The organism is Ferrimonas sediminicola (assembly GCF_005116715.1).
Taxonomy (GTDB): Bacteria; Pseudomonadota; Gammaproteobacteria; order Enterobacterales; family Shewanellaceae; genus Ferrimonas; species Ferrimonas sediminicola.
This window is the reverse complement of the sequence record NZ_SWCI01000021.1, coordinates 1-23,384: the sequence shown is the minus strand read 5'-3', so window position 1 is coordinate 23,384 and position 23,384 is coordinate 1. Positions and strand designations below refer to the sequence as shown.

Here is a 23,384-nt window from a genome sequence, read left to right as displayed (position 1 = left end):
GCTGATAGTATCGAAACTCTTTTCTCGCTGACTCGGTAATTAAGGAAACGCTTATTTATGTTGGGATGGTACCTGTTCAGAACCAAAGCCAGATGTGAGCTTCAGGCCGAACAGCACCTCGGTTGCCTGGGATACCAGGTTTATCTGCCGGCTATCCCCACTACCGCGTCTCAGCAGAGCGTAAACCGGCTGTCGCCGCTGTTTCCCGGCTACATCTTTGTTCGTTTTGACCCCTTCAGCGAGTCGGTTGGACGAATCCTCAGTCTCTCCACTATTTCTCAGGCGGTGAAAACCTGTGGCGCCCTGGTGCCTGTGGAGCTGGCTCTGGTCAGAGAGTTGCGAAATCGTTGCGCCACGGTGGTGCAAAGCCCTTCAAAAACAACATTTTGCCCTGGGGATGCGGTGACGGTTAAAGATGGGCCATTTGCCCAGATAGACGCCATATTCCATGAGACAGTGGGCAGTAAACGCTGTAAGCTACTGCTCGACATGCTGGGTAAGGTTCAGGTGATCGAAACCGAACTGAACAACCTGGCCGTTTGCGATCGTATCGCAAGCTGAGATACAACGAATTCGGTGGCACTTGGGTGCCACTGCCTTCCGGTTGCCTGTGGCAGCCAGAGACAAAAATGTGGACTCTGTGGTAATGGCTAGCCAGAAAGCATGGGCGGAGCTATATCGGGAGAAAATATTTCTGATTCCAAAATTTCATAAATATCATAAATTTACACGTTAGTGATTACTAACTGCTGATGAGGTTTTATACGGCTCCAAGCGGGCGCAATTTCGGGGTGCTGACGGCGTAGGCCGTTGGTTTGGGTTTGGTCTGCCTTAGACCTAATCACTGCTTGTGGTACCACCTTGCCGGTGCCACGCATTATTCAGATACGGACAGATGAAACGCTCTTTTCAAAAAATACTTAAATCCACCTTGCTGATCCTGGGTCTCGGGATTGGTGCCTTCCAGGCCAATGCGGTATCGGTCTCGCCTCAGATGATCGAGCAGTTCAAGCAACTGCCTGCCTCCGAACAGCGTCGTCTCGCCCAACAGTACGGGATCGATCCCTCGCTGCTTGGCGGTGTCAGCACCGGCAGCCAGAGTATTCAGCAACCTCAGCAGCCGGTGGTGCAGCCACGGTCCTCTGCACAGCCTGCTTCGGTAGCCCCCAGTGCCAGCGCGGTCAGCGCCAAGGAGGAGCAGGCCCTGAAGCCCTTTGGCTACGACCTGTTCGCCGGTCAGCCCACCACTTTTGCGCCAGTCTCCGACGTGCCGGTGCCTGCCGATTACCGTATCGGCCCCGGCGACAGCATCAACGTTCAGCTCTACGGCAAGGAGAGCAAGCGTTTTGCCCTGGTGGTCGACCGTTTGGGCAACATCCAGATTCCCGATATGGAGCCGGTAACCGTCATCGGCATGAGCTATGGCGAGCTGAAAGAGGCAATTCAGTCTTTCGTTGCCGAGAAGATGATTGGCCAGAGTGCCCACATCAGCATGGGCGAGCTGCGCTCCATCCGTATTTTTGTCGCCGGGGATGCCTACAACCCCGGATCCTATACCGTCTCCAGCCTGTCTACCGTATCCCAGGCGCTGTTTGTGGCAGGCGGTCTTAAGACCATAGGCTCACTGCGTAATATCCAGGTCAAGCGCGCCGGCAAGCTGATAGCCACTTTCGATGTGTATGACCTGCTGATGCGTGGCGATGCCTTGGGGGATGTGCGCTTGCAGTCCGGCGATGTGGTGTTCATCCCGCCAATCGGTGAAACCGTGTCCGTGACCGGAGAGGTGCTGCGCCCCGCCATCTATGAACTGAAGGGCAATGAAACCATGGCCGACATTGTGGCCATGGCCGGTGGGGTCAAACCGGGTGCCTATCCCGCGGCGTCCATTGTCGAGCGTTATGGCAACGACTATCTGAAGCAGGTGGTCCGGGTCAACCTGACCTCTAACCAAGGTCGTGCGTTGACCGCCAAAGGCGGCGATACCCTGGTGGTGCGTTCGACTTCCGCCCTGGCGAACGATTCCATCACCCTGCTGGGACAGGTCACGCGCCCGGGTCAGTACCAGTGGACACAGGGGATCCGCATCAGCGACATCTTGACCTCTGTTTCTGCGGACCTTAGCTGGAACGCGGAAACCGATATGGCCCTGGTTGTTCGTGAAAAGAACATCCAGGGTGACATCGAAGTGCTGGGCGTGGATCTGTTAGAGGCGATCCAGCATAAAGGCACCGATGAAGACCTGGTTCTTCAGGCCAACGACAAACTGATTGTGTTTGCCGACCGTGATGAGGCACTGGATCGCAGAGCGCTGGGCAAATTCTTTGCAAAGGTAAAGCAGGACCAGGCACTTCAGCAGGTAGCCCAGCAGAACTATCGTCAACTGGAAGACCAGCAACTGGCTGAACTGGACAATAAGAAACAGCTATCTTCTGTCGCTGGGGTTGCAGTAACAGAGAGCATCTCTGCCGAAGAGAAGAGGCAGGAGGATCTGGCCCTGGCCAACCTGATGCTGCTGGGCCTGTTTAATCAGCCTAAGCTGATTGCACTGTCTGATCAGATGACCCGTCGCGAACTGCTGTTCCCGGTAATGGCCAAGCTGCAGTCGCAGGCGCGCTCCTCCAGCCGCGCCGAAGAGGTGAGTGTGACCGGTGATGTGCGCTACCCGGACAACTACCCTCTTATCAAGGGCGCCGCGGTTGCCGATCTCATCGTGTTGGCCGGTGGCTTGAAGGAGAGTGCTTACCTGCCTAATGCCGAGCTGTCACGCTCCTACTACGACAACAACGAGGGGATGAGGGTCCAGCACTGGAACATCGATCTGACCAAGGCGATGGAAGGGGATAAGACCCAGAACCTGATGCTGGCCAGCCGCGACCGCCTGAATGTGCTGACCAAGCCGTCCTGGGCCACCAACGAGACCGTTGAGATTCGTGGTGAGGTGCGCTTTCCCGGTACCTATATCATTCAGCGTGGTGAAACCCTCGCAGACGTGGTCAAGCGCGCAGGCGGTTTTACGGACTATGCCTATCTGTATGGCGCGGTGTTTACTCGTGAATCGATGAAGAAGCAGGAAGCGTTGGAGATCAGGCGAGTCACCAACTCCCTGCGAAAGGAGATTGCCAATCGTACTTTGTCTCAGCAGGGCAGCTTTGCGTCGGTGGCGGATACCGATGCGATGCTAGCTCAGCTTGAGCAGGTGAGGCCTGTAGGACGTTTGGTCATCGACCTTGAATCCGTCATGGAGCCCACCTCAGGTAACGATTTCAGAGTGGAAGCGGGTGACTTGCTGTACATTCCTCCGATGCGTCAGGTGGTGTCTGTGATGGGGGAAGTCCAGCATGCAACTGCACATAGGTTTGATGCAGGGTTATCACTTACTGATTACATGCGCATGTCAGGCAATACAACGCAGCGTGCTGATGACGATAGAATTTATATTGTTCGGGCTGATGGTTCGGTAATGTTACCTGAAGAGTCTTATTGGTTCGGTGGTAAGCAGCAACTAAAACCCGGTGATACTGTTATTGTTCCTCTTGACACTAACTACAAAGATAACCTGACGCTTTGGAGTCAAGTGACTAATATTATTTATAATTCAGCCGTCGCACTGTCAGCGTTGAATATCCTTTAAAATCTGACTGCGCAATTAATATTTAAAAAATGTCTTCTGGTGTCTCCAATGTCAAGAGAATTTGATGTTTCCCCCGGTAAAAGTTGCTCTAATGTTCAGTCTTATAGTAATGATTTTCAGGAAATAGATTTAAAAGAAATTTGGGTGGCGATCTGTTCTGGAAAAAAAATTATCACTATAGTGTTTTCTATAATCTTGCTTTCTAGTGTCTTTGTGGCAGTTTGGTCAAAAGATATCTATAAGGCGGAAGCTCTATTAGCGCCTGTTTCTAATGATGAATCCAGTAGGTTATCAAGTTTAACAGGACAATTTGGTACTATTGCTGCGATGGCAGGAATTAATCTTGGTGCAGGTAGTAACGTTGATAAAACTGCATTGGCTATGGAAGTTTTTAAATCTAGAGATTTTTTGAGAGGCTTTATTGATAGAAATGATATATTGATAGAGTTGATGGCCTCAGAAAGTTGGGATGAAGAAACCCACAAGTTAAATGTGAATGAAGATGTTTACGATATGACTGATTCCGTTTGGGTTAGAAAAGTTACTGGTAAAAAGGAACCTAAACCGTCCAGCCAAGAGGCTATCAAAGAGCTGTTAAAGAAAATTTCTATAGAACAAGATAAAAACACCTCTCTGATTAAGGTGTCTGTAAAACATATTTCGCCAGTAATTGCAAAAAGGTGGGTGGACTTGCTAGTTAAGGATATTAATGAAAATATGAGGGCGCGTGATATTGATGAGAGTGTGCGCTATATAAATTACCTTAATAAAAGAATAGAAATGACAAAGGTATCTGATATGCGCGCAATACTTTATAGGCTCATCGAAGAACAAAGTAAAATTTTGATGTTTGCTGAATCTAGAGATGAGTACATATTTAAGACTGTCGATGCTGCATTAATTCCTGAAGAGCCTAATGAGCCAAGAAGGTTTCTTATTGTCATGGCTGGTTCTTTGCTGGCGTTATTTATCTCCTTGATGACTGCTATTGCAGTCTATTTTCTAAAAAAACAATAGTTATTTAAGTCGGTATCTGAATGAAAGCTAAATCGATCGTATTAAATGCATTTTTAAGAGGGGTGACCTTAATTAGTAAGTTTGCAATTATGTTGCTTCTTGCTAAGGAGTTTGAGGTTGTTGAGTTTGGGACATTATCTCTGTCTATTGCATTTATAACATTATTTGCGTATTTGATCGGTTTTGAAATTCATACACATACATTGAGTGAAATATCAAGAATAAGTGAGGAAAATACTAGCCTTCGCTTTTCAAAAGGACTACTTAAAGTGGCCATCATTGGGGTGCTACTAGGTCCTTTGGTTTTTTTTGTATCTACTCTTTCCGGTTTAAGTGAGAGCCTATCCTTTTTGGTTGCCATTACTTCTATTTCAGAGGCATTATGTGCTCAACTTAACTGGTATCTTACATATCAAAATAGACAGATATTAGCGAGTGTGGTTTTGTTTTTTAGAAGCACTGCATGGGGGGTGGCTATATTCATTGCTTCATTTAGTTTTGGCATTAATATGTCGACAAAGGTTGCTTTGCAGTTTTGGTTCTTGTCATCAACACTAGTCTTTGCACTCGCCTTTATATCGTCAATGAAGCCAAAGATTGACGATGTGGTTAAATGGTTTTGCTGGAGTGGATTGTCTAAATCGATAAAGTACGCATTTCCGTTATTGATATCCATATTGGCTTCGAGAGCATTGTTTTCAGTGGATAAAATTGTCATTGAATCATTGATAAATATCGAACAGTTAGCTGTGTATTCATTATTTGTGACGCTTGGTTATGCTACTATGTCACTTATTGACTCTACTATCACAGTATTTAATTATAAAAAGATATTAACTGTGGTGTCTAATCATAATGAAAATTCATTTAGATTATATAGAGGCTTGATTGTAACTTCACTGTTAACTGCGACAATAGTTTCTTTAGTTGGCTCTATGGTTATGATTTATATAGTGAGATATTTTGATGATGGGGTATATTCTTCTAGCATAAGTGTTCTAAGCTTTGTTGTTCTTCCTTTTGTTTTCTTTTCTACGTCTTCGATATCTAATCATTTTCTCTTTGGTCTTGGGTTGCGGAAACAACATTTAATAATAAACTTGCTTGGTGTTGGCTCTTTTGTTTCTATCACATACTTGTGCAGTTTAATCAAAAGTGTTGATTTAGAAGATGTCTGTATTACATTGCTATTTGTTTCAATTTGTCAGCTAATATTCAGGAGTGTGACTATTTATCGTAAGTTAAATAAGGTTGATGATAAAACTTTTATTGGTGCATGATATTATGCTTAAGATCTAGCTTGGAAATTGGAAATAATATAAGGTATGTTTACATTCAGACAATGGAAAGAGTTTTGTGAGGAGGTTATCTCCCATCAAAATGATCGAGCATCATTTTCAAGAGCCGATGAGCTACTAATAGATAATTCCTTAAGTCCAAAAATTGTTATTAAGCATGATGTTGAAGCTAATATTGATTTGGCTAAGAAAACGGCTGAAATAGAGAGTGATTTAGGCATAAGGTCTACATACTATGTACATAGCTTCTTTCTAGATTCAAAAGATGATGCTGACACACTTAGATATATTCAGTCTTTAGGTCACGAAATTGGATATCATTATGATGTATTAGACATTTATGATGGTAACTATGATGAAGCTGAGAAAGCGTTTGCTAATGACCTTAAGCGTTTTGAAAGAGAAGGTATCAAGGTTAGCACAATATGTCCTCATGGGAACCCATTGAAGAAAAGAGATGGTTGGAACTCAAATAAAGACTTTTTTAAAGACTCTTCAATAAGGTCTCGTTTTTCTCATCTATTTGATATTGTAAATGATATCAAAGTGACTAAGTATGAAAATAATTCATATATTTCTGATGCGGGATATCAATTGAAACTTATTGGGAATGTTAGGGATAATGATAAAAAAGGTGTCCTTGGTGATAAGGTTATTGGAAAGGAAGAGCTTTTAGATATATTAAACAGTAGTGAGTTAACTATTATAAGTGTGCATACCCATAGGCTGTCTAATAAATATTTAGATTTGTTTTTTAAAAAGAAACTGTTTTTCACGGCCAGGATTGTAGCTACAAAATTGAGGCGCGTTCCTGTATTTTCATTGTTAATGAATAAAATGTTCACGTTGAGTAAAAGATTTTAAAAAAGGGGAAGGTGATGGTCGTTGGCTATACTACAGGTGTTTACGATTTATTTCATATTGGGCACTTGAATATTCTGAAGCGAGCAAAGGAAAACTGTGACTACTTAGTTGTTGGGGTTACTACAGATGAGTTAGTTCAAAGAAGAAAAAATAAAACCCCAGTGATACCTCTTGAAGAAAGAATTGCAATTGTTGAAGCTATAAAATATGTGGATAAGGTTGTTGTTCAGGATCATATGAACAAATTTCAAGCATGGGAAGAGATTGCATTCAACAAGATGTTTGTGGGCGATGACTGGAAGGGATCAGAGTCTTGGAATAAATTGGAAAAACAATTTTCTGAAGTTGGGGTTTCTATTGTTTACTTCCCTTATACTGCTCACACAAGTAGCACCAAGTTGGCTGCAACACTAGAAAAGATGAAATAACCATTATGAATACGTTTGACTTAAGTTTTGGTGGTGAGAGTTATCAAAAAATCGTCACTAAAGGAAACGGCCTTCCTTATACAAAATATATTAATAGACCGGTTGCTTGGTTTTTTACGCAAAGGTTGTATAAAGTAAGTCCAAATCTTATTAGCCTTTCTGCATTTCTATTTCTCCTGATTGGTCTTGTGGCATTCTATATGCCTGAAAATAAGCTAGATTGCTTATTGTTATTCTTTGTCCTGTTTATAAACTACGCGCTTGATTCTACTGATGGACAGGTTTCCCGTTTAACGGGAAAAGGTACGAAGTTGGGGGAGTGGCTTGATCATAGTTTAGATGGGCTAAGGATTATAATTGTAAACGTCTATTTAATATTGGTTGTTGTCAATACTATTGAGTTCCCCTCTGTTTCACCGGTGTTATTTCTTTGCCTAATATCTCAGGTTGGATTATATATAGTGGGCACTTTACGCCAAAAGGTTCTAAATGTTGATATCGCTAAGGAAATAAGAAACTCATCTAGAGGAAAGCTTGCGACGTTAATCCTTTTGCCTGCTGATTATGGCGTTTTCATGTTTTTGTTTTTGATCGCTAGCAATCCCAAATTATTATATTCTGTCTATAGCTTGTACGGCTTATATAACTTCGGGTTACTGGTTGTTACGATGATTACAATATTTGTTAGTCAAATGAAAGGGCGCTGATGTGAGCATGAAGAACTCAGTTAGTGCACTTATGTGTTACTACAATGGAGAAAAACCCGAAAATCTGAATTTGGCCCTGGAAAGTTTGGTCAATCAGACTCAACAGCCAGAAGAAGTTATTCTTGTGAGAGATGGACCTGTCAAAGATGAACTTTCAGAAGTGGTAGCTAGTTATTCGGAAAGATTTAATAATTTTAAACATATACTAATTGAAAATAACTCTGGTCATGGTAAGGCGAGAGAGCGTGGTTTGGCTGAGTGCTCTTTTGAACTCGTGGCAATTTGTGATTCAGACGACATTTGCCATCCTGAACGTATTGAAACTCAAAGAGCAATCTTTTTTAAAGATCCAAAAGTCTCAGTTGTAAGTAGTAATTTGGCGGAGTTTAAAAATTCAATAGATAATATAGTTTCAATAAAATCTCTTCCAGAGAATGATGCCGATTTAAAGCGTTTAATAAAATGGAAGTGCCCAATCAATCAGCCGTCAGTGATGTTTCGGCTGCATGATGTGAATTCAGTTGGTGGTTATGTCCATTGGTATAATAATGAGGATTACTACTTATGGATTAGAATGGCTGCCAAAGGTTTTAAGTTTCACAACACACCTAAACCTCTTGTTTATTTCCGGACAGACGAAAATGTATTTGAACGCCGGGGTGGTTGGAAGTACTTTGTTAGTGAGCTCAAAATACAAAAGCTGATGCTTAGTGCGGGACTTAGTAATTTTGGTGTTTTTACAGTCTCTGTAGTTGTAAGGTTTATTGTTCAGGTGGTTTTGACAAATAGGCTAAGAATGCGCTTCTATGAGGTTTTTCTTAGGGAAAAGGGTGAAATATCAAAGTGAATAAAAAAGCTCGCTATCTTTTTCTCAAAAGAACAATTGACATAATGGCGTCCTCAATTGGCTTGTTGGTTTTTTCTTGGCTAATTTTGCTATGTATTGTAATTTCTACATTAGACACAAGGAAGTTTGGTGTTTTTACTCAGAAGAGAATTGGGAGAAACGCTAAGCCATTCTCAGTTTTTAAGATTAGAACTATGTATGTTTCGAAAGATGTTAAATCTACTATTACCAGTTCTAATGATAGTCGAATAACTCCGGTTGGTTCCTTGTTTAGGAAATTAAAGCTTGATGAACTTCCACAGCTGTTTAATGTGTTAAGAGGTGACATGAGCTTAGTTGGTCCAAGACCTGATGTTCCTGGCTACGCGGACAAGTTAAATGGTGAGGATAAAGAAATATTGGATTACAGGCCTGGCATAACAGGATATGCAACTCTTTTATTTAAGTACGAGGAAGAAATACTCGAAAAATCAAGCAACAAAGAAAAATTTAATGATGAGGTGATATTCCCTTTAAAAGTTGCACTTAATAAAACCTATATGAGCAAGGCATCTATTGTGACTGACTTAGATTTGATTTTCCAAACAGCTATTGGGAAGTCGTTTCTTGGTAAAAAATTGAAACCATTTAAAACTCCAAGAGAGTGTTTGTTGGAGATGAAAAAATATGCTTAATACACCATTTTCACCATGGCCAGACTATTCCAAAGAAGAGTCGGATGCTATAAGTAGAGTTTTACTTTCTAATAAGGTTAACTATTGGACAGGAACAGAATGTAGAAAATTTGAAAAGGAGTTTTCTGAGTGGGCTGATACTAAGTATGCTGTTGCGTTAGCAAATGGAACTTTGGCCCTAGACATTGCGTTAAAGGCCTTAGGTATTGGGCAGGGTGATGATGTGATAACAACATCAAGAACATTTTTAGCAACAGCATCCTCAATTGTAAACTCAGGAGCACGACCCATATTTGCTGATGTTGACTTAAACTCTCAAAACATTGATGCAGATACAATATCTAGAGTGATGACACCTAATACAAAGGCTATTGTTGTAGTTCATCTCGGAGGAATGCCTGCCGAAATGGATGATATCATGACTCTTGCTGAAGAAAACGGATTATTCGTCATTGAAGATTGTGCTCAGGCTCATGGTGCGAAGTACAAGGGAAGAAGTGTTGGCAGTATAGGGCATATTGGAGCCTGGTCGTTTTGTCAAGATAAGATCATGACAACAGGTGGTGAAGGAGGGATGGTCACTACAAATGATATGTTATTATGGAAGCGGATGTGGTCTTATAAGGATCATGGGAAAGACTATGACTTGGTGTATAACACAGAGCATTCAACTGGGTTTAGGTGGCTTCACAATAGCTTTGGAACCAATTGGAGAATGACAGAGATTCAGGCAGTTATAGGCAGAATTCAATTGCGTAGAATGAACAGCTGGTCAGAAAGAAGAGCAAGTATAGCGAATTCATTGAATGACGCCGTTAAGGGTATAAAAAACGTTAGATTACAGAAAGTGCCAGAATACATGTCCCATGCTTATTACAAGCATTATATGTTTGTTGAACCTGAACATCTAAAACCTAATTGGACAAGAGATAGGATTATTTCTGAAATTTCGAAACAAGGTGTTCCTTGCTATCATGGGAGTTGTTCTGAAGTTTATTTAGAAAAGTCTTTTGATGGCACTGGTTTTCGGCCTAGGAAAAGATTGCGTAATGCAAAACAGTTAGGAGAAGTAAGTCTGATGTTTCTTGTTCACCCGACTTTACGAAATGAAGAGGTTAGCCGTGCTATGTCCGTAATTAGGGGTGTTTTGACCAAGTCACAATTATAAACTTATATACCGTCAACTTGTTAGCCATACTAAATTGTTGGCTTGTCTTACTTAGGCTACATCTATGAGAATCTTTAGTGACATTTGGAATTTGTCAAGAACCACTAAAAAAATGATAAGTGTAATTATCGATATTATATCGATAATCGTTTCATTTACAATGTCAGTTTTGGTGCTAAATGAATTTCAACTGCAGGTTTTGTCGAATATTAACATATTCGCTTTAGCGATAGTCACACTTGTCACTGTGGTGTCTTGCTTTTTAACAGGGTTATATAAAACTGTAGTTAGGTTTCTTACATTTCAAGCATTAGGGGTTATAGCTCTAAATGTTTTGATATCGTCCTTCGCCACACTCTGTATAATCTCTTTCCATGGAGCTCAAGTAAGTTCAAATGTTGTCTTTGTATATTTTTCATTCTTATTGATATTGTTAGTAAGTACTAGACTTTTAGTAAGAATGTTGGCTATATATTTACTTCAAAATAGAACAGACAATGTTTTGATTTATGGGGCGGGCTCTGCCGGGCGTCAATTAGCATTATCGTTAAAGCAATCAGCTAAGCTTAGGTGTGTAGGTTTTGTAGATAAAGACACTACCATATTTAATACAGTGATACTAGGAGTTAGGGTTTTCTCAACTAAGTGTATCGACAGGTTAGTAGCAAAACATTCAGTGTCTAAAGTTTTGCTTGCAGTTCCGAGTTTATCCCGTTCTGAAAGAAAAATAATTTTGGAAGCTTTAGAGCCTCTGCCAGTAGAAGTCTTAACTGTACCTAGTATAAAAGAGATATTGGAGGGCGAGAAGAAAATTGATGATCTTAAAGAGGTGTCAATTGAAGACCTTCTGGGAAGAGACGCAGTTGAGCCTCAAGAGTCATTGATGAAAGCAAATATTCAAGGAAAGGTAGTGTTGGTGACTGGCGCAGGTGGCTCGATTGGTTCTGAGCTTTGTAGGCAAATTGTTCAGCAGGCACCAAGAAAAATAATTTTGTTTGATGTTTCAGAGTTTGCATTATATAAGATAGATAGAGAGATTTCGGCTTATGTTAATGAGAAAAAGCTCAATGTTGATGTGTTGCCGTTAATTGGCTCCGTTCAAAAGGAGAAGCGTCTTCATCGAATAATGGACACTTTTGGAGTCCAAACAGTTTACCATGCGGCTGCTTATAAACATGTGCCACTTGTTGAGTATAACGTTGTCGAAGGAGTAAGAAATAATGTTTTTGGAACATACTTTTGTGCTAGGGCTGCTATAAATTCATCCGTTGAGACTTTTGTGTTGATATCGACAGATAAGGCTGTTAGGCCAACTAATGTGATGGGGGCCACAAAGAGAATGGCTGAGCTTGGCTTACAAGCTCTTGCTGATGAAGTTGATAAGGGCGATATTAAATTTTCAATGGTCAGGTTTGGGAATGTGCTTGGTTCCTCAGGTTCGGTTATTCCACTTTTTAAAAAGCAAATAAAGATGGGGGGGCCAGTTACCGTAACAGACAAGGAAATAACACGTTATTTCATGACAATACCAGAAGCGGCCCAGTTGGTTATACAAGCCGGCGCCATGGGTAAAGGAGGTGATGTGTTTGTTTTGGATATGGGTAGTCCGGTTAAAATAATAGATTTGGCTAGAAAGATGATAAAGCTTTCTGGGCTTGAAGTTAAGGATGAGGATAACCCAAGAGGTGATGTTGAGATTGAAGTTACAGGGCTTAGACCTGGAGAGAAACTTTACGAAGAACTATTGATTGGTGATGAAAATGTAAATTCCACTTTCCATAAGAGAATATTAACCGCAAACGAAAGGTTTATATCTAAAGAAAATTATGAAAAGATCTTGGAAAAGCTGGATTGTTCGTGTAAAAACTTTGAGTACGAAGAGATCATTGAGTTGCTAGTTTCTGCGCCGACCGACTTTAACTCTAAAGATGGATTGGGAGACTTGCTTTGGAAGCAGTCTAACTCTTGCGAAGATGTTATTGCTTAAAAGTGCCCTGTGCGTGAGAAACATATAGATTTTAGTTTTTTGTTTTGGTTGAACTGTTGCTTATGGTACCGTGGGTCATGCTTTTCTAAGCGGGTTGGGAGTTCAATGATATAGATGACCATCGAGTTAATTGTTTATGTTTGTTGTTTTGTTCTGGCATTGATAAATTGTATATTGCCCAGCCGCTTGGTTTTTTTTACGTTATTGGCTTTTTATGTTTTCTTTCTGGTTGTCGCTAGACTCTCAGGGTTTGATATTGACATAGAGGTTTATGTTGAATCAATGAGGGGGGTCGATTTTGATTTGCTGTACTATAAGAAAGAAATCGTTTTTTGGTGGCTAAATACAAAGTTCTATGAGTTGTTCGAAAGCCCAGAGCTAGCATTGCTTTCTTGGGATCTTGTCTGGTTGGTAGTTTCTTATGTAGGCTTTAAGCGAATATCTTTAAATCGCGAGTCATTAATTTCATCTTACTCGACGTTTTTGGTGTGCTTTCCTGTAATAATGGGCTTGCAGAATATACTGCGTCAATTACTTGCGACATCTGTGTTTATTTTTGCGCTAGGGTTTGTTGAGAGCTCCATTTTGATAGGGGGAGGAGTGTTTCTGTGTGCGGCATTTATGCATAATGCCGTTGCTATTTTGGCCCCAATACTATTTTCAAGGCGACTGAAGACAATTAGTCCTGGATTCAGAACTATAACGATATCTATGGCGTTTGCTCTAGGGTGCTTTGTTATCTTCCTGTTAGGTAGTTCGGCATTAGGAAAGTCAAATGTAAGTACAGGGATGGATCTAAGTAAGGTGTATATGCTCTTTCTTTTTGCGTTCATTTTAATTGGGGCCGTTTTTTTGAAGGGTAATGTGCTTCGTTCTGCAGTTTCATCTGATGTAATGCTTTATGGTGTTATTACTGTTGGTTGCTTATCCTTGTTCTTAAGTAGCGCTACGGTTGAACGTATTGGCATGTTTTATATTGTGGTCTCCATACCTATTTTGTTCAATACTATATCCTCTTTGAAGCGGTCATCAAACAGGGTTGCCTTTCGGGTGTTGAGTTTCTTATTGTTGGCTGCGCCTGTTTTATTGTTCTCCTCCTCAAGAAATATGCTGCAAAGTACAATCAGTTAAATGTTTGAAAGACTAACGGATGAAAGGTGATTGAATCTTTTTTGTATTGTCGGTTGTTCTTTTTTGTTAACCGGATTGAGGGTGTTGTCGTGAATTATTTAATCGGGTGAGAGTGAGGAAAGAATATTTGTTGCACACCGTTCTGTGGTTTGATTAAAGATGTTGAATGGATTCTTATTTGTATCCTGGTTGGTGTAGGGCAGTTTTGTGGATTGTACTTGTGGAGTCAGTTCCTATGCTTAAAGTTAGGAACTTGAAATATTAAAACAAGTTTGTTTGCGGCAGTCGCGCCTGTTGATATTAAGGGGTGGGTGGTTAATGAGGAGTGGCTGATTTCACGCTAGCCCCTATAGGGGAGACCTTTATTTGATGGTGTTGCGAAACTTAGTGCCTGTAATTAACAAGGTTGTTGGGTGAGCATGTTAGGTTGTCTGGGGCTAATGATGACTACGACACCATAGATGGCAGTGGTGTTCGGGACTATGTCTACGTGGTGGACTTGACTTTTGACATCTTAAGGCTTTGGATAAAATGAGGTTGAATTCTAGTGTGGTTGTCTACTAATGTTGGCACCGGACCCTGTAGAACTAGTTCCGGATAAAGTGTACTTAAGAAATGATTGCTGCTTTTGCGAAAAGAAGTGGGCTAGCGATTGCTTACCCGTAGGTTGAGTGCAGACTTAGTGATATCTCAGCATGTTATGCTGGCCCTGAAGAGGCGCAGGCGGCGGTTGGTTAGCATAGCGCGGTGTCGACGCCATGTCCTCTTTGCGGTCGAAAAAAATCCTGATTGTCTCCCGCGTCGGCGCCATCAAAGTTTGAGCTGTATTCCTTTTTCGATCCGGTCGGTTTTACTGTGGTCGGTTTATTATTTGATTAGATAACGTTTTCTAAGTTTAGAGTTACCGTACAGGAAGAACGTAGATGAAGATCGCCATTGCCGGAACTGGCTATGTTGGTTTGTCCAACGCGGTGCTGCTAGCCCAGCACAATGAAGTGATTGCACTGGACATTTTGCCTGAGAAAGTTGCTTTGTTGAATGAGCGAAAATCACCCATTGTGGATGCCGAGATTGAGGACTACCTGGCGAACCGGCAGCTCAATTTTCGGGCAACCTTGGACAAAGAGGATGCATATCTTAATGCCCAGTTTGTAGTTATTGCTACTCCGACTGACTATGACCCTCAAACAAACTACTTCAATACAAAGTCTGTTGAAGCGGTCATCCGGGATGTGATGGCCATTAATCCTGATGCGGTGATGGTAATCAAATCTACCGTTCCGGTGGGTTACACCAAAAACATAAAAGAAGAGTTGGGCTGCGAGAACATCATCTTCTCGCCTGAGTTTTTGCGCGAAGGTAAGGCGCTCTATGACAACCTGCATCCATCTCGGGTGATTGTTGGGGAACGGTCTGAGCGTGCGGAACTCTTTGCTGGCTTGTTGGTACAGGGGGCTGAAAAGAAGGATATCCCGGTTTTGTTCACCGATGCCACCGAGGCAGAAGCGGTAAAACTGTTTTCCAACACCTACCTGGCTCTGCGTGTTGCCTACTTCAATGAGCTGGACAGCTATGCCGAGACCCATGGCCTGAATACCCGTCAGATTATTGAGGGTGTCGGCCTGGATCCTCGCATTGGAAGCCATTACAACAACCCAAGCTTTGGTTACGGTGGATACTGTCTGCCGAAAGACACCAAGCAGTTGCGGGCCAACTATGAGGATGTGCCTAACAACATCATCTCCGCCATTGTGGATGCCAACCGCACTCGTAAGGACTTTGTGGCTGATGCGATCATTGCTAAGCAGCCTAAAGTGGTGGGGGTTCATCGTCTTATCATGAAGGCGGGCTCCGACAACTTCCGGGCCTCCTCCATTCAGGGGGTGATGAAGCGTATTAAGGCCAAGGGTATCGAGGTGGTGGTCTATGAGCCTGTACTGCAAGAAGCGCATTTCTTTAACTCTCGAGTGATCAATGATCTGGATGAGTTCAAGAAAATCTCCGATGTCATTGTGGCTAACCGCCTAACCGACGACATCAAGGATGTGGCTGATAAGGTTTATACTCGAGACCTGTTTGGCAGCGATTGATTTCGAAGGCAGTCCATATTTTGATCCTTGCAATCATGCCCAATGAGGCTGGTATTGTTTATGCCTGCCTCATTGGCTACTAGAAACAACTTAATTGAGCGAGTCAGATGATTTCAAAAGTCGTGATCCCCGTTGCCGGCCTTGGTACCAGAATGCTTCCTGCTACCAAGGCAATCCCTAAAGAGATGCTGCCTTTGGTGGATAAGCCATTGATTCAGTACATCGTCAATGAGTGTGCGGCCGCAGGCTTTAAAGAGATTGTTCTGGTAACTCATGCATCTAAGAATGCCATCGAAAACCACTTCGATACCTCTTTTGAACTTGAGGCCACACTGGAGAAGCGGGTCAAGCGCCAGTTGCTGGATGAGGTTCAATCCATCTGCCCCAAGGGCGTGACCATCATGCATGTGCGCCAGGGCGAAGCTAAGGGACTGGGGCACGCCATCCAATGTGCAAAGCCTCTGGTAGGCGACAACCCGTTCGCCGTGGTGCTTCCCGACGTGGTTCTGGATGAGTACACCGCCGATCAAAAGGTAGAGAACCTGGCGGCGATGAAGCAGCGTTTCATTGAGACGCGTAGCAGCCAGATTATGGTGGAAGCTGTGCCTCAGGAAGACGTGTCCAAGTACGGCATTGCCGATTGTGATGCTTCTGGCTTGCGCCCAGGTGAAAGTGTTGAGATGAAGGCGGTGGTGGAAAAGCCCGAGGTCGAAGAGGCTCCGTCGAATATGGCAGTGGTGGGTCGTTATGTGCTCTCCGCGGCTATCTGGCCTTTGCTGGAGAAGACGCCTCCTGGCGCTGGTGGTGAAATTCAGCTGACCGATGCCATAGCGATGTTGATGGAATCAGAGACCGTAGAAGCGTTTCAGATGTCCGGTGCGTCCCATGATTGTGGAGACAAGCTGGGCTATATGAAGGCCAACATCGATTACGCGCTGCGTCACCCTGATTTGGGTGAAGAGTTCCACGAATATCTGAAGTCTTTGGACCTGTGATTTGGTTTTGAATGACTTGAAAGAGCGCTGCACTGCAGCGCTTTTTTGTTTCTGGGGGGCTGTCTCTATGGTCTTTACGGGGACTGGATGCAGCTTAGGCCGGAAGGCCGCCTCGCAAATGGCCAGTGCATCGTTGGCATCGCTCTTTTGAGCAGGTTCGCACGGAAGCAAGCCTGGCCACTGCGGCCTGTCCTAACACGGTCACTCCGGCGCATGCCGGAGCCCAGTGTCTTTCCGTTCGGTGAGGTAGGATGCACGCCGACACCGGATGAAGAATAATAATAAAGTCACTGGTCCCTGGCGTACGCCAGGGAGACGATTGTGCGAGTGAGGTGGAAAGTGCTTTGTTGCTGGCGTTTGGTTGGCCCTTCAGCACTAAGGAGAAAGCCACTGGCCCCTGACGTTCGCCAGGGAGACGATTGTGCGAGTGAGGTGGAAAGTGCTTTGTTGCTGGCGTTTGGTTGGCCCTTCAGCACTGAGGAGAAAGCCACTGGCCCCTGGCGTTCTCCAGGGAGACGATGGTGCGGGTGGCGACCAGAGCACCCTGTTGCTGGCTGTTGTGTGAGTCGGGTGAGTGTCTGCAGCGGGCGGCCTGCTCAGGGAGGCTGGCACAGTCGCACAGAGTCAGTTCAAGCCACCGCGGCTTCCCCTGGCACGGTCACTCCGGCGCAGGCCGGAGCCCAGCGTCTTTCCGTTCGGTGAGGTAGGATGCACGCCGACACCGGATGAAGAAGAATAATAAAGCCACTGGCCCCTGGCGTTCGCCAGGGAGGCGATTGTGGGGGGAGGTGGAAAGTGCTTTGTTGCTGGCGTTTGGTTGGCCCTTCAGCACTGAGGAGAAAGCCACTGGACCCTGGCGTTCGCCAGGGAGACGATTGTGCGAGTGGCGACCAGAGCACCCTGTTGCTGGCTGTTGTGTGAGTCGGGGGAGTGTCTGCAGCGGGGGGCAGATCAAGGAGGCTGGCACGGTCACTCCGGCGCAGGCCGGAGCCCACTGGTTTTGGGGTTGACTCAAGCAGCCGTTACCTTGGTGCGCGCTAAAGCCACTGGCCCCTGGCGTACGCCAGGGAGACGATTGTGCGAGTGAGGTGGAAAGTGCTTTGTTGCTGGCGTTTGGTTGGCCCTTCAGCACTAAGGAGAAAGCCACTGGCCCCTGGCGTTCGCCAGGGAGACGATTGTGCGAAGAGAGGAGACCAGTGGCTTGGGGGGATCTATGAAAGCGGGGGCTATTCAGAGACCGCTCCCAGCCCCTGCGGTTTTTAGAAGCGGAACTTGAAGGTCAGTGTGGCCCAAGCGTGTTTATCTCGTTTGCTGGGTTCGGTAGGGGCGCTCTCCTTAAAGGAGACGTCGGTACTGACATAGTTCACTTCACTGGCCAGCGCCCACTGCTTACCGCCTAGCCACAGCAGACCCAGCCCCGCGCCGTAGCCCCAGCCCGGGTCTGTCCTGTCATACCTGGCGGCGCCGCCATAGAAACTCACCGCCCAGCGCTCGGCAAACTGATAGCCAAACTCGGCCACTCTCCAGTTCAACAGGTTACCGCTGGCGCCTGAGCCGGCGATGTCGTCTGGGACATACTCCAGTGAGGTGCCCATGCTCCAATGATCGGAGACGGGTTTGAAGACACCAAACTGCAGGTTGGGTCGCACATCGCTTTCCGTGCCGGTGTTGCTGTTGTTTTGGCGAAGATAGCTTGCACCAATGCCCCCCTGGAAGTTCCATTGTGCCAAGGCGCACTGTGACGCGGTGACCAGGGCCAGCCCCAGGATCACTTGTTTTACATTTACCATTTGAAATTCACCTCGACCCGGGCAAAGCTGTCATCGAATACCGTTTGGCCGCCGTAGAGGCGGTATCCCCATTGTTGGCCACGCCAACTGCCGTAGTAGCGAAGGTCTAACTCTCGACCCGTGGTGTAATCCGAGCCCGAGCGGTTGCTGTCGTTTTGAATCTGGCGGAAGATGAGGTCATAGCGCTCACCGGCACCACGTTGCCACCCCAGTTTCACCGTATGCGCGGTGCCTGGTACACCGTTTTGAGGCTCTCTGTCATTCGCCAGCCAGTGGCCCATCCCAACACCATCATTGGTTAAACCATCCTGGTAGATATGGTGCACGTACCAAGCGTCCTGCCATTGGGTGAATTCGTAGGTAAACGACCAGTCTCTGCCAAGCAGGTAGTCGGGCAGGAAGGGCACGAAAATGCCGCCAGAGACGGCCAAATTACCCAGACGGAAGTTGGAATGACTGGCGGTGTCCTCTCCCGCATACTCTCCGTAAATAGAGAATGGTGTGTCTCCCTCGAAGTTGATGCGGCTGGTTACCGATGCCAGTTGATTGCCAAATTCGCAGAGGGTTAAATCGTCGGATTGGCAGTCGTCAAATCCATCGGAACCGGTGTTGTCGTTAGACACCGGGTCCCAAAACGCATCCCAGATTGAGCCAAAGGAGACCTCTCTGGAGCCGCCGCCGAACTGCATCACCCGGTTGGCACTAATCGTCCAGCCCTTGACCGGTTCTACACTCAGGTGGGTGGTGAGGATGGCGGGACGACCTGATTCAATATCTTCGCCATAGGCAATGTTCTTGTACTCTTCCAGGCGGGTAAATGCGACCTCATAATGCAGGTTCCACAGCCCCTCGAAGGCGATGGGATTGCTGATGCCGACACGAAAGCTGGGGCGGGCGTTGGTGGAGAGCATCATCGCGGAGTCGCTAAAGGGCGACAGCCACTGCTCGCGGAAGCCGATGTCTACCTGAAAGCTGTCCCAGCCCAGGGCCATATAGCTATCGATTGGCAGCAGGTCATCCGAGTCGCCATCGTAAGCGAGGCCACCAACGGAGAATACCGCATACTCCATAGGCTGGTAGCTGGCTGAGCCTGACACCCGATAGCTGGAGCCTACGCTTTCCCCTCGGGCGTTCGGCATGATCTGGGTCCTGTCCGGCTCTGAGGCGGCCGCTACCGAGACTTCAGCGCGGTTTATTGTCCAGGATTGGCGTTCATACTTTTTCAGGCCGCGATCAATCTCGAAGTAAAGGCCTGGTGCCTTAAGCTTTATGGACTCAACGTAGTTGCGCACCTGCTTGACGTTGTAGGGCTTCTTGGCCACCGGCATGTCCGCCATCACCACTAGCTGCTCTATGCGCTGGTTCAGGTAGTCATCTTGCAGAGAGATAAAGGGCGTTGCTGCCAACACCGAAAAGGAACCGGTTGCACCTATGGCTAGTGCAACTGCCAGTAATTGTTTCAAAACTTCTTTCCCAAAAGATTCTCGTCAGGCCCACTCTCCGGTGAGCCAGGCACAGTGGTCATAGTTTGACATAGAGCAAAGCAATCCTGAAGCAGTGCAAGCCTGAATAGATCAAATGATTACAATCAGTCGTAAGGAGGGGGCTTGGGGACTGCTGATAGATATGCTGGATGTTCGTCATGGGGGATGCTCGTACACTGATCTCGCTGCCGTTGAGACAGGGTATCTGGTTTTTCTGCATCGGGTTGTCGTGGTAGCAGGTTCAACAGGAAAGGGGAACGTTTTCATTTTGTAGGAGTCACTCAATAATTGAACAATTGGTAACGTCCTGTTAACTTTGGGCCATTCTCAATGAGTTAAGGATGGAGCTAATGAGGCGCAAGGCACTGCTTCCGGTTGTTCTGGTACTGTTGGTGCTGGGCTGGATTCAGGCTCGGCACGAGGGGCAGAATACGGTGGAGAAAAGCAACCACTCTGAAGGAAGCCACTTGAGTTCTGCTGAGCACGACAGGGCCTTACAGTCGTTTCCATTTAGGGCAGAGATTACTGCTGAGAACACCAGTTCAAGCGACGAGCTTCACCCCAGAAAGAATGAAGCTGTTCCTGCCAAGATTTGAGATTGGGTTGTCCAAGTACTGACTTCCGAAAAAGCCCCGGCATCTGCCTGGGGCTTTTGTCTTTGTAGCTGGGGGAGGAGGGCGCCCGGATCGCTTCGTTACTGTTTACGGAACAGGTCGAGATCTGGCACAGGGCGTTGCTCAAAGCTTTGCGGCACCCCATTGCGCGGTTACACCGGTGGTGTGATTGGCCTGGGCTTGACGGCGTCCTAAGCTGGCGCGTTTTGCCTGCTGCCGTGGCGTATCAGTGCGGCCAGTTCCACCTTGACCCCCGGGATGGCACGTTTCAGGCGGGTGGCCAGTCCTTTTTGGGCCATGGGCGTGCCGTGCACCAGGCGAATTGTGGTCGGCGGCAGTGTCATGCCGGAGACGAACCTCACCAGGTCAGGCTGGTCTGCGTGGGCCGAGAAGCCGCTCAAACTGTGGATTTGAGCATTCACCTGAATCGGCTCGTTGTCGATCATCACTCGTCCGGGGCGGCTCAACTGTTGCAGTTTGTGCCCCGCGGTTCCCGGCGCCTGGTAGCCTACAAACAGGATGTCCGTGCGTGGATCCCCCGCCAGGGCTTTGAGGTAGTTGACGATGCGGCCCCCGCTGCACATGCCGCTGGCGGCCAATACGATGGCGGGCTCGCCGCTGTGCTGCAACCGGTTGACCAGCGCCTGGTGCTGGTAATGATCTTCGATGGTGATGAGCTGCTCGAAGTCCAGAGGGTGGCGCCCCCGCCGCAGTCGCTCCTTGGCTTCACTGTCCCAAAGCGTTTGCAACCGACGGTAGCTTCGGGTGATGCGGGCGGCCAGGGGGGAGTCGACCACTATGGGTACCTTGGACAGCGCACCTTCGCCCAGCATCTGGAACAGCAGCTCCTCCAGCTCATAGAGCAGCTCCTGGGTGCGACCGATGCTGAAGGCGGGGATCAGTGTGGTGCCGCCATCCGCCAGGGTGGACTCCAGGATGGCCCGGAGGCGACGATTACGCTTATCCCTGTGCTCATGGTTGCGGTTGCCGTAGGTGGCTTCCAGCACCAGCAGATCGGCCCGTTTCGGCGGGTCGGGGTCTGGCAGCAGCGGGGTGTCGTAACAGCCGAGATCGCCGCTGAAGGCCACCCGGCGGTGACGGTCCATGGCGATCTCCACTACCGCCGAGCCCAGTATGTGACCGGCGGGGCGCAGCCTGACCATTCCCGGGGCGTTCTCGGGGATGGCGTGCCAGCGATGGTAGGGCAGAGGCTTGAGGCGCTGCTGAATCAGGGCGAGAAAGCGATCCACCAGCCTTCGGTCCCGGGTAAAGCCCAGTTTTACGGCGTCTTCCAGAATCAGGGGCATCAGCTGGGCGCTGGCCTTGCTGCAGAAGATGGGGCCAGTGAAGCCGGCGGCCAGCAGGTAGGGGATGCGGCCGATATGATCGATATGGCAGTGGGTGACGATCAGCGCTTCTACCCCGGCCAGGCTGAACTCAATCTCAAGGTTGGGAGGCTGGCGTCGCGCCAAGTCCTCCCCCTGAAACAGGCCACAGTCCACCAGGATGGAGTGGTGGGAGTCGAGCCACAGTTGATGACAGGAGCCTGTTACGCCAGAGGCGGCGCCATGATGCAGCAGTTTGATCATTGGATAAATCCTTTTATCCCTCGCTTATCTTAACCCTAGCAGTCTTTGGTCGCACTGGAGGGGAAATGCCCACTGGCACGGTCACTCCGGCGCACGCCGGAGCCCAGTGTCCTGGCTCGCAGATTGATTGACTGATGCTCTTGGCTATATTCACGCTCCTAGCGCTTTCCAAAGCCACTGGACCCTGGCGTACGCCAGGGAGACGATGGTGCGGGCGGTAAGCCGTGTACTTTGTGGCTGGCGGCGGTAGGTGTTGAGTAAAGGGAGGCTGAGAAGAGTGAGGGAATCGATCTGCTGTTAGCGGACTGATACTGGCTGCATAGTGCCAGTGTACTTAGGCGCTGATTCAATCCGGTGCAGCTCCCCCCGGCACGGTCACTCCGGCGCACGCCGGAGCCCAGTGTCTTGGCTCGCAGGGGCTTTGAGTGCTGTGGGGACCTTGGGTGACCCTCCGTTGCTGCTTAAAGCCACTGGACCCTGGCGTTCACCAGGGAGACGATGGTGCGGGCGGCAAGCCGTGTACTTTGTGGCTGGCGGCGGTAGGTGTTGAATAAAGGGAGGCTGAGAAGGGTGAGGGAATCGATCTGCTCTTAGCGGAATGGTGCTGGCTGCATAGTGTCAGTGTACTTAGGCGCTGATTCAATCCGGTGCAGCTCCCCCCGGCACGGTCACTCCGGCGCACGCCGGAGCCCAGTGTCTTGGCTCGCAGGGGCTTTGAGTGCTGTGGGGACCTTGGGTGACCTTCCGTTGCTGCTTAAAGCCACTGGACCCTGGCGTACGCCAGGGAGACGATGGTGCGGGCGGTAAGCCGTGTACTTTGTGGCTGGCGGCGGTAGGTGTTGAGTAAAGGGAGGCTGAGAAGAGTGAGGGAATCGATCTGCTGTTAGCGGACTGATACTGGCTGCATAGTGTCAGTGTACTTAGGCGCTGATTCAATCCGGTGCAGCACTCCCCGGCACGGTCACTCCGGCGCACGCCGGAGCCCAGTGTCTTGGCTCGCAGGGGCTTTGAGTGCTGTGGGGACCTTGGGTGACCTTCCGTTGCTGCTTAAAGCCACTGGACCCTGGCGT

At 47.2% G+C, this 23,384-nt stretch carries 18 protein-coding genes; 15 read left to right on the top strand and 3 right to left on the bottom strand.

Annotated features, from left to right (window positions below; all coding sequences use genetic code 11):
- The first annotated feature begins 57 nt into the window (after nucleotides 1-57).
- The 14 genes from FCL40_RS17915 (at nucleotide 58) to galU (ending at nucleotide 16,837) form a co-directional block, all read left to right on the top strand.
- Complete coding sequence (locus FCL40_RS17915) at nucleotides 58-561, top strand: transcription termination/antitermination NusG family protein (protein ID WP_136854640.1); 504 nt, start codon at nucleotides 58-60, stop codon at nucleotides 559-561.
- Nucleotides 562-895: 334 nt separating this feature from the next.
- On the top strand, nucleotides 896-3,631 hold the full coding sequence (locus FCL40_RS17910) for an SLBB domain-containing protein (protein WP_136854639.1): 2,736 nt from the start codon (nucleotides 896-898) through the stop codon (nucleotides 3,629-3,631).
- Nucleotides 3,632-3,679: 48 nt separating this feature from the next.
- Nucleotides 3,680-4,648: a Wzz/FepE/Etk N-terminal domain-containing protein gene (locus tag FCL40_RS17905; protein ID WP_136854638.1), complete on the top strand. Its 969-nt coding sequence runs from the start codon at nucleotides 3,680-3,682 to the stop codon at nucleotides 4,646-4,648.
- A 20-nt stretch (nucleotides 4,649-4,668) separates the two neighbouring features.
- Nucleotides 4,669-5,928, top strand: coding sequence for an oligosaccharide flippase family protein (locus FCL40_RS17900; protein ID WP_136854637.1), 1,260 nt, complete (start codon nucleotides 4,669-4,671; stop codon nucleotides 5,926-5,928).
- A gap of 45 nt (nucleotides 5,929-5,973) precedes the next feature.
- The gene (locus tag FCL40_RS17895) at nucleotides 5,974-6,810 is read left to right on the top strand and encodes a polysaccharide deacetylase family protein (RefSeq protein ID WP_136854636.1); all 837 of its coding nucleotides are present in this window, start codon (nucleotides 5,974-5,976) and stop codon (nucleotides 6,808-6,810) included.
- A 14-nt stretch (nucleotides 6,811-6,824) separates the two neighbouring features.
- Complete coding sequence (locus tag FCL40_RS17890; protein ID WP_136854635.1) at nucleotides 6,825-7,238, top strand: adenylyltransferase/cytidyltransferase family protein; 414 nt, start codon at nucleotides 6,825-6,827, stop codon at nucleotides 7,236-7,238.
- A gap of 5 nt (nucleotides 7,239-7,243) precedes the next feature.
- On the top strand, nucleotides 7,244-7,945 hold the full coding sequence (locus FCL40_RS17885) for a CDP-alcohol phosphatidyltransferase family protein (protein ID WP_136854634.1): 702 nt from the start codon (nucleotides 7,244-7,246) through the stop codon (nucleotides 7,943-7,945).
- A 7-nt stretch (nucleotides 7,946-7,952) separates the two neighbouring features.
- Nucleotides 7,953-8,792, top strand: a complete 840-nt coding sequence (locus FCL40_RS17880) for a glycosyltransferase (protein WP_229360373.1) — start codon at nucleotides 7,953-7,955, stop codon at nucleotides 8,790-8,792.
- Nucleotides 8,789-9,466, top strand: coding sequence for a sugar transferase (locus FCL40_RS17875; RefSeq protein ID WP_205729163.1), 678 nt, complete (start codon nucleotides 8,789-8,791; stop codon nucleotides 9,464-9,466). Before FCL40_RS17880 ends, FCL40_RS17875 begins: the two co-directional genes overlap by 4 nt.
- Entirely contained in the window at nucleotides 9,459-10,634 is a 1,176-nt protein-coding gene (locus tag FCL40_RS17870) for a DegT/DnrJ/EryC1/StrS family aminotransferase (protein WP_136854632.1), read from the top strand. Before FCL40_RS17875 ends, FCL40_RS17870 begins: the two co-directional genes overlap by 8 nt.
- 64 nt (nucleotides 10,635-10,698) lie before the next feature.
- Complete coding sequence (locus FCL40_RS17865; protein WP_136854631.1) at nucleotides 10,699-12,621, top strand: polysaccharide biosynthesis protein; 1,923 nt, start codon at nucleotides 10,699-10,701, stop codon at nucleotides 12,619-12,621.
- 114 nt (nucleotides 12,622-12,735) lie between these two features.
- Nucleotides 12,736-13,752 carry an EpsG family protein gene (locus tag FCL40_RS17860; protein WP_136854630.1) on the top strand — a complete coding sequence of 339 codons (1,017 nt, stop codon included), beginning with the start codon at nucleotides 12,736-12,738 and terminating at the stop codon, nucleotides 13,750-13,752.
- Between the two features lie 923 nt (nucleotides 13,753-14,675).
- Nucleotides 14,676-15,842, top strand: a complete 1,167-nt coding sequence (locus FCL40_RS17855) for a nucleotide sugar dehydrogenase (protein WP_136854629.1) — start codon at nucleotides 14,676-14,678, stop codon at nucleotides 15,840-15,842.
- 107 nt (nucleotides 15,843-15,949) lie between these two features.
- Complete coding sequence (gene galU / locus FCL40_RS17850; protein WP_136854628.1) at nucleotides 15,950-16,837, top strand: UTP--glucose-1-phosphate uridylyltransferase GalU; 888 nt, start codon at nucleotides 15,950-15,952, stop codon at nucleotides 16,835-16,837.
- Between the two features lie 1,259 nt (nucleotides 16,838-18,096).
- Here the strand turns inward: galU and FCL40_RS17840 are convergent.
- Both FCL40_RS17840 and FCL40_RS17835 read right to left on the bottom strand, forming a co-directional pair.
- Complete coding sequence (locus tag FCL40_RS17840) at nucleotides 18,097-18,627, bottom strand: outer membrane beta-barrel protein (protein ID WP_136854627.1); 531 nt, start codon at nucleotides 18,625-18,627, stop codon at nucleotides 18,097-18,099.
- Nucleotides 18,621-20,090, bottom strand: a complete 1,470-nt coding sequence (locus FCL40_RS17835; RefSeq protein WP_136854626.1) for a capsule assembly Wzi family protein — start codon at nucleotides 20,088-20,090, stop codon at nucleotides 18,621-18,623. The genes FCL40_RS17840 and FCL40_RS17835 overlap by 7 nt, the downstream gene beginning before the upstream one ends.
- Before the next feature lie 371 nt (nucleotides 20,091-20,461).
- Between FCL40_RS17835 and FCL40_RS17830 the strand changes: the two genes are divergently transcribed.
- The gene (locus FCL40_RS17830; protein WP_136854625.1) at nucleotides 20,462-20,707 is read left to right on the top strand and encodes a hypothetical protein; all 246 of its coding nucleotides are present in this window, start codon (nucleotides 20,462-20,464) and stop codon (nucleotides 20,705-20,707) included.
- Between the two features lie 209 nt (nucleotides 20,708-20,916).
- Here the strand turns inward: FCL40_RS17830 and FCL40_RS17825 are convergent, their stop codons facing one another.
- Nucleotides 20,917-22,314, bottom strand: coding sequence for an MBL fold metallo-hydrolase RNA specificity domain-containing protein (locus FCL40_RS17825; RefSeq protein WP_229360371.1), 1,398 nt, complete (start codon nucleotides 22,312-22,314; stop codon nucleotides 20,917-20,919).
- Nucleotides 22,315-23,384: the final 1,070 nt, after the last annotated feature.

Bases quoted from the DNA above. Each gene is read 5' to 3' on its own strand.
- FCL40_RS17915 (WP_136854640.1), top strand. From the start codon at position 58: ATGTTGGGATGGTACCTGTTCAGAACCAAAGCCAGATGTGAGCTTCAG.
- FCL40_RS17910 (WP_136854639.1), top strand. From the start codon at position 896: ATGAAACGCTCTTTTCAAAAAATACTTAAATCCACCTTGCTGATCCTG.
- FCL40_RS17905 (WP_136854638.1), top strand. From the start codon at position 3,680: ATGTCAAGAGAATTTGATGTTTCCCCCGGTAAAAGTTGCTCTAATGTT.
- FCL40_RS17900 (WP_136854637.1), top strand. From the start codon at position 4,669: ATGAAAGCTAAATCGATCGTATTAAATGCATTTTTAAGAGGGGTGACC.
- FCL40_RS17895 (WP_136854636.1), top strand. From the start codon at position 5,974: ATGTTTACATTCAGACAATGGAAAGAGTTTTGTGAGGAGGTTATCTCC.
- FCL40_RS17890 (WP_136854635.1), top strand. From the start codon at position 6,825: ATGGTCGTTGGCTATACTACAGGTGTTTACGATTTATTTCATATTGGG.
- FCL40_RS17885 (WP_136854634.1), top strand. From the start codon at position 7,244: ATGAATACGTTTGACTTAAGTTTTGGTGGTGAGAGTTATCAAAAAATC.
- FCL40_RS17880 (WP_229360373.1), top strand. From the start codon at position 7,953: ATGAAGAACTCAGTTAGTGCACTTATGTGTTACTACAATGGAGAAAAA.
- FCL40_RS17870 (WP_136854632.1), top strand. From the start codon at position 9,459: ATGCTTAATACACCATTTTCACCATGGCCAGACTATTCCAAAGAAGAG.
- FCL40_RS17865 (WP_136854631.1), top strand. From the start codon at position 10,699: ATGAGAATCTTTAGTGACATTTGGAATTTGTCAAGAACCACTAAAAAA.
- FCL40_RS17860 (WP_136854630.1), top strand. From the start codon at position 12,736: ATGACCATCGAGTTAATTGTTTATGTTTGTTGTTTTGTTCTGGCATTG.
- FCL40_RS17855 (WP_136854629.1), top strand. From the start codon at position 14,676: ATGAAGATCGCCATTGCCGGAACTGGCTATGTTGGTTTGTCCAACGCG.
- galU (WP_136854628.1), top strand. From the start codon at position 15,950: ATGATTTCAAAAGTCGTGATCCCCGTTGCCGGCCTTGGTACCAGAATG.
- FCL40_RS17840 (WP_136854627.1), bottom strand. From the start codon at position 18,627: ATGGTAAATGTAAAACAAGTGATCCTGGGGCTGGCCCTGGTCACCGCG.
- FCL40_RS17830 (WP_136854625.1), top strand. From the start codon at position 20,462: ATGAGGCGCAAGGCACTGCTTCCGGTTGTTCTGGTACTGTTGGTGCTG.
- FCL40_RS17825 (WP_229360371.1), bottom strand. From the start codon at position 22,314: ATGATCAAACTGCTGCATCATGGCGCCGCCTCTGGCGTAACAGGCTCC.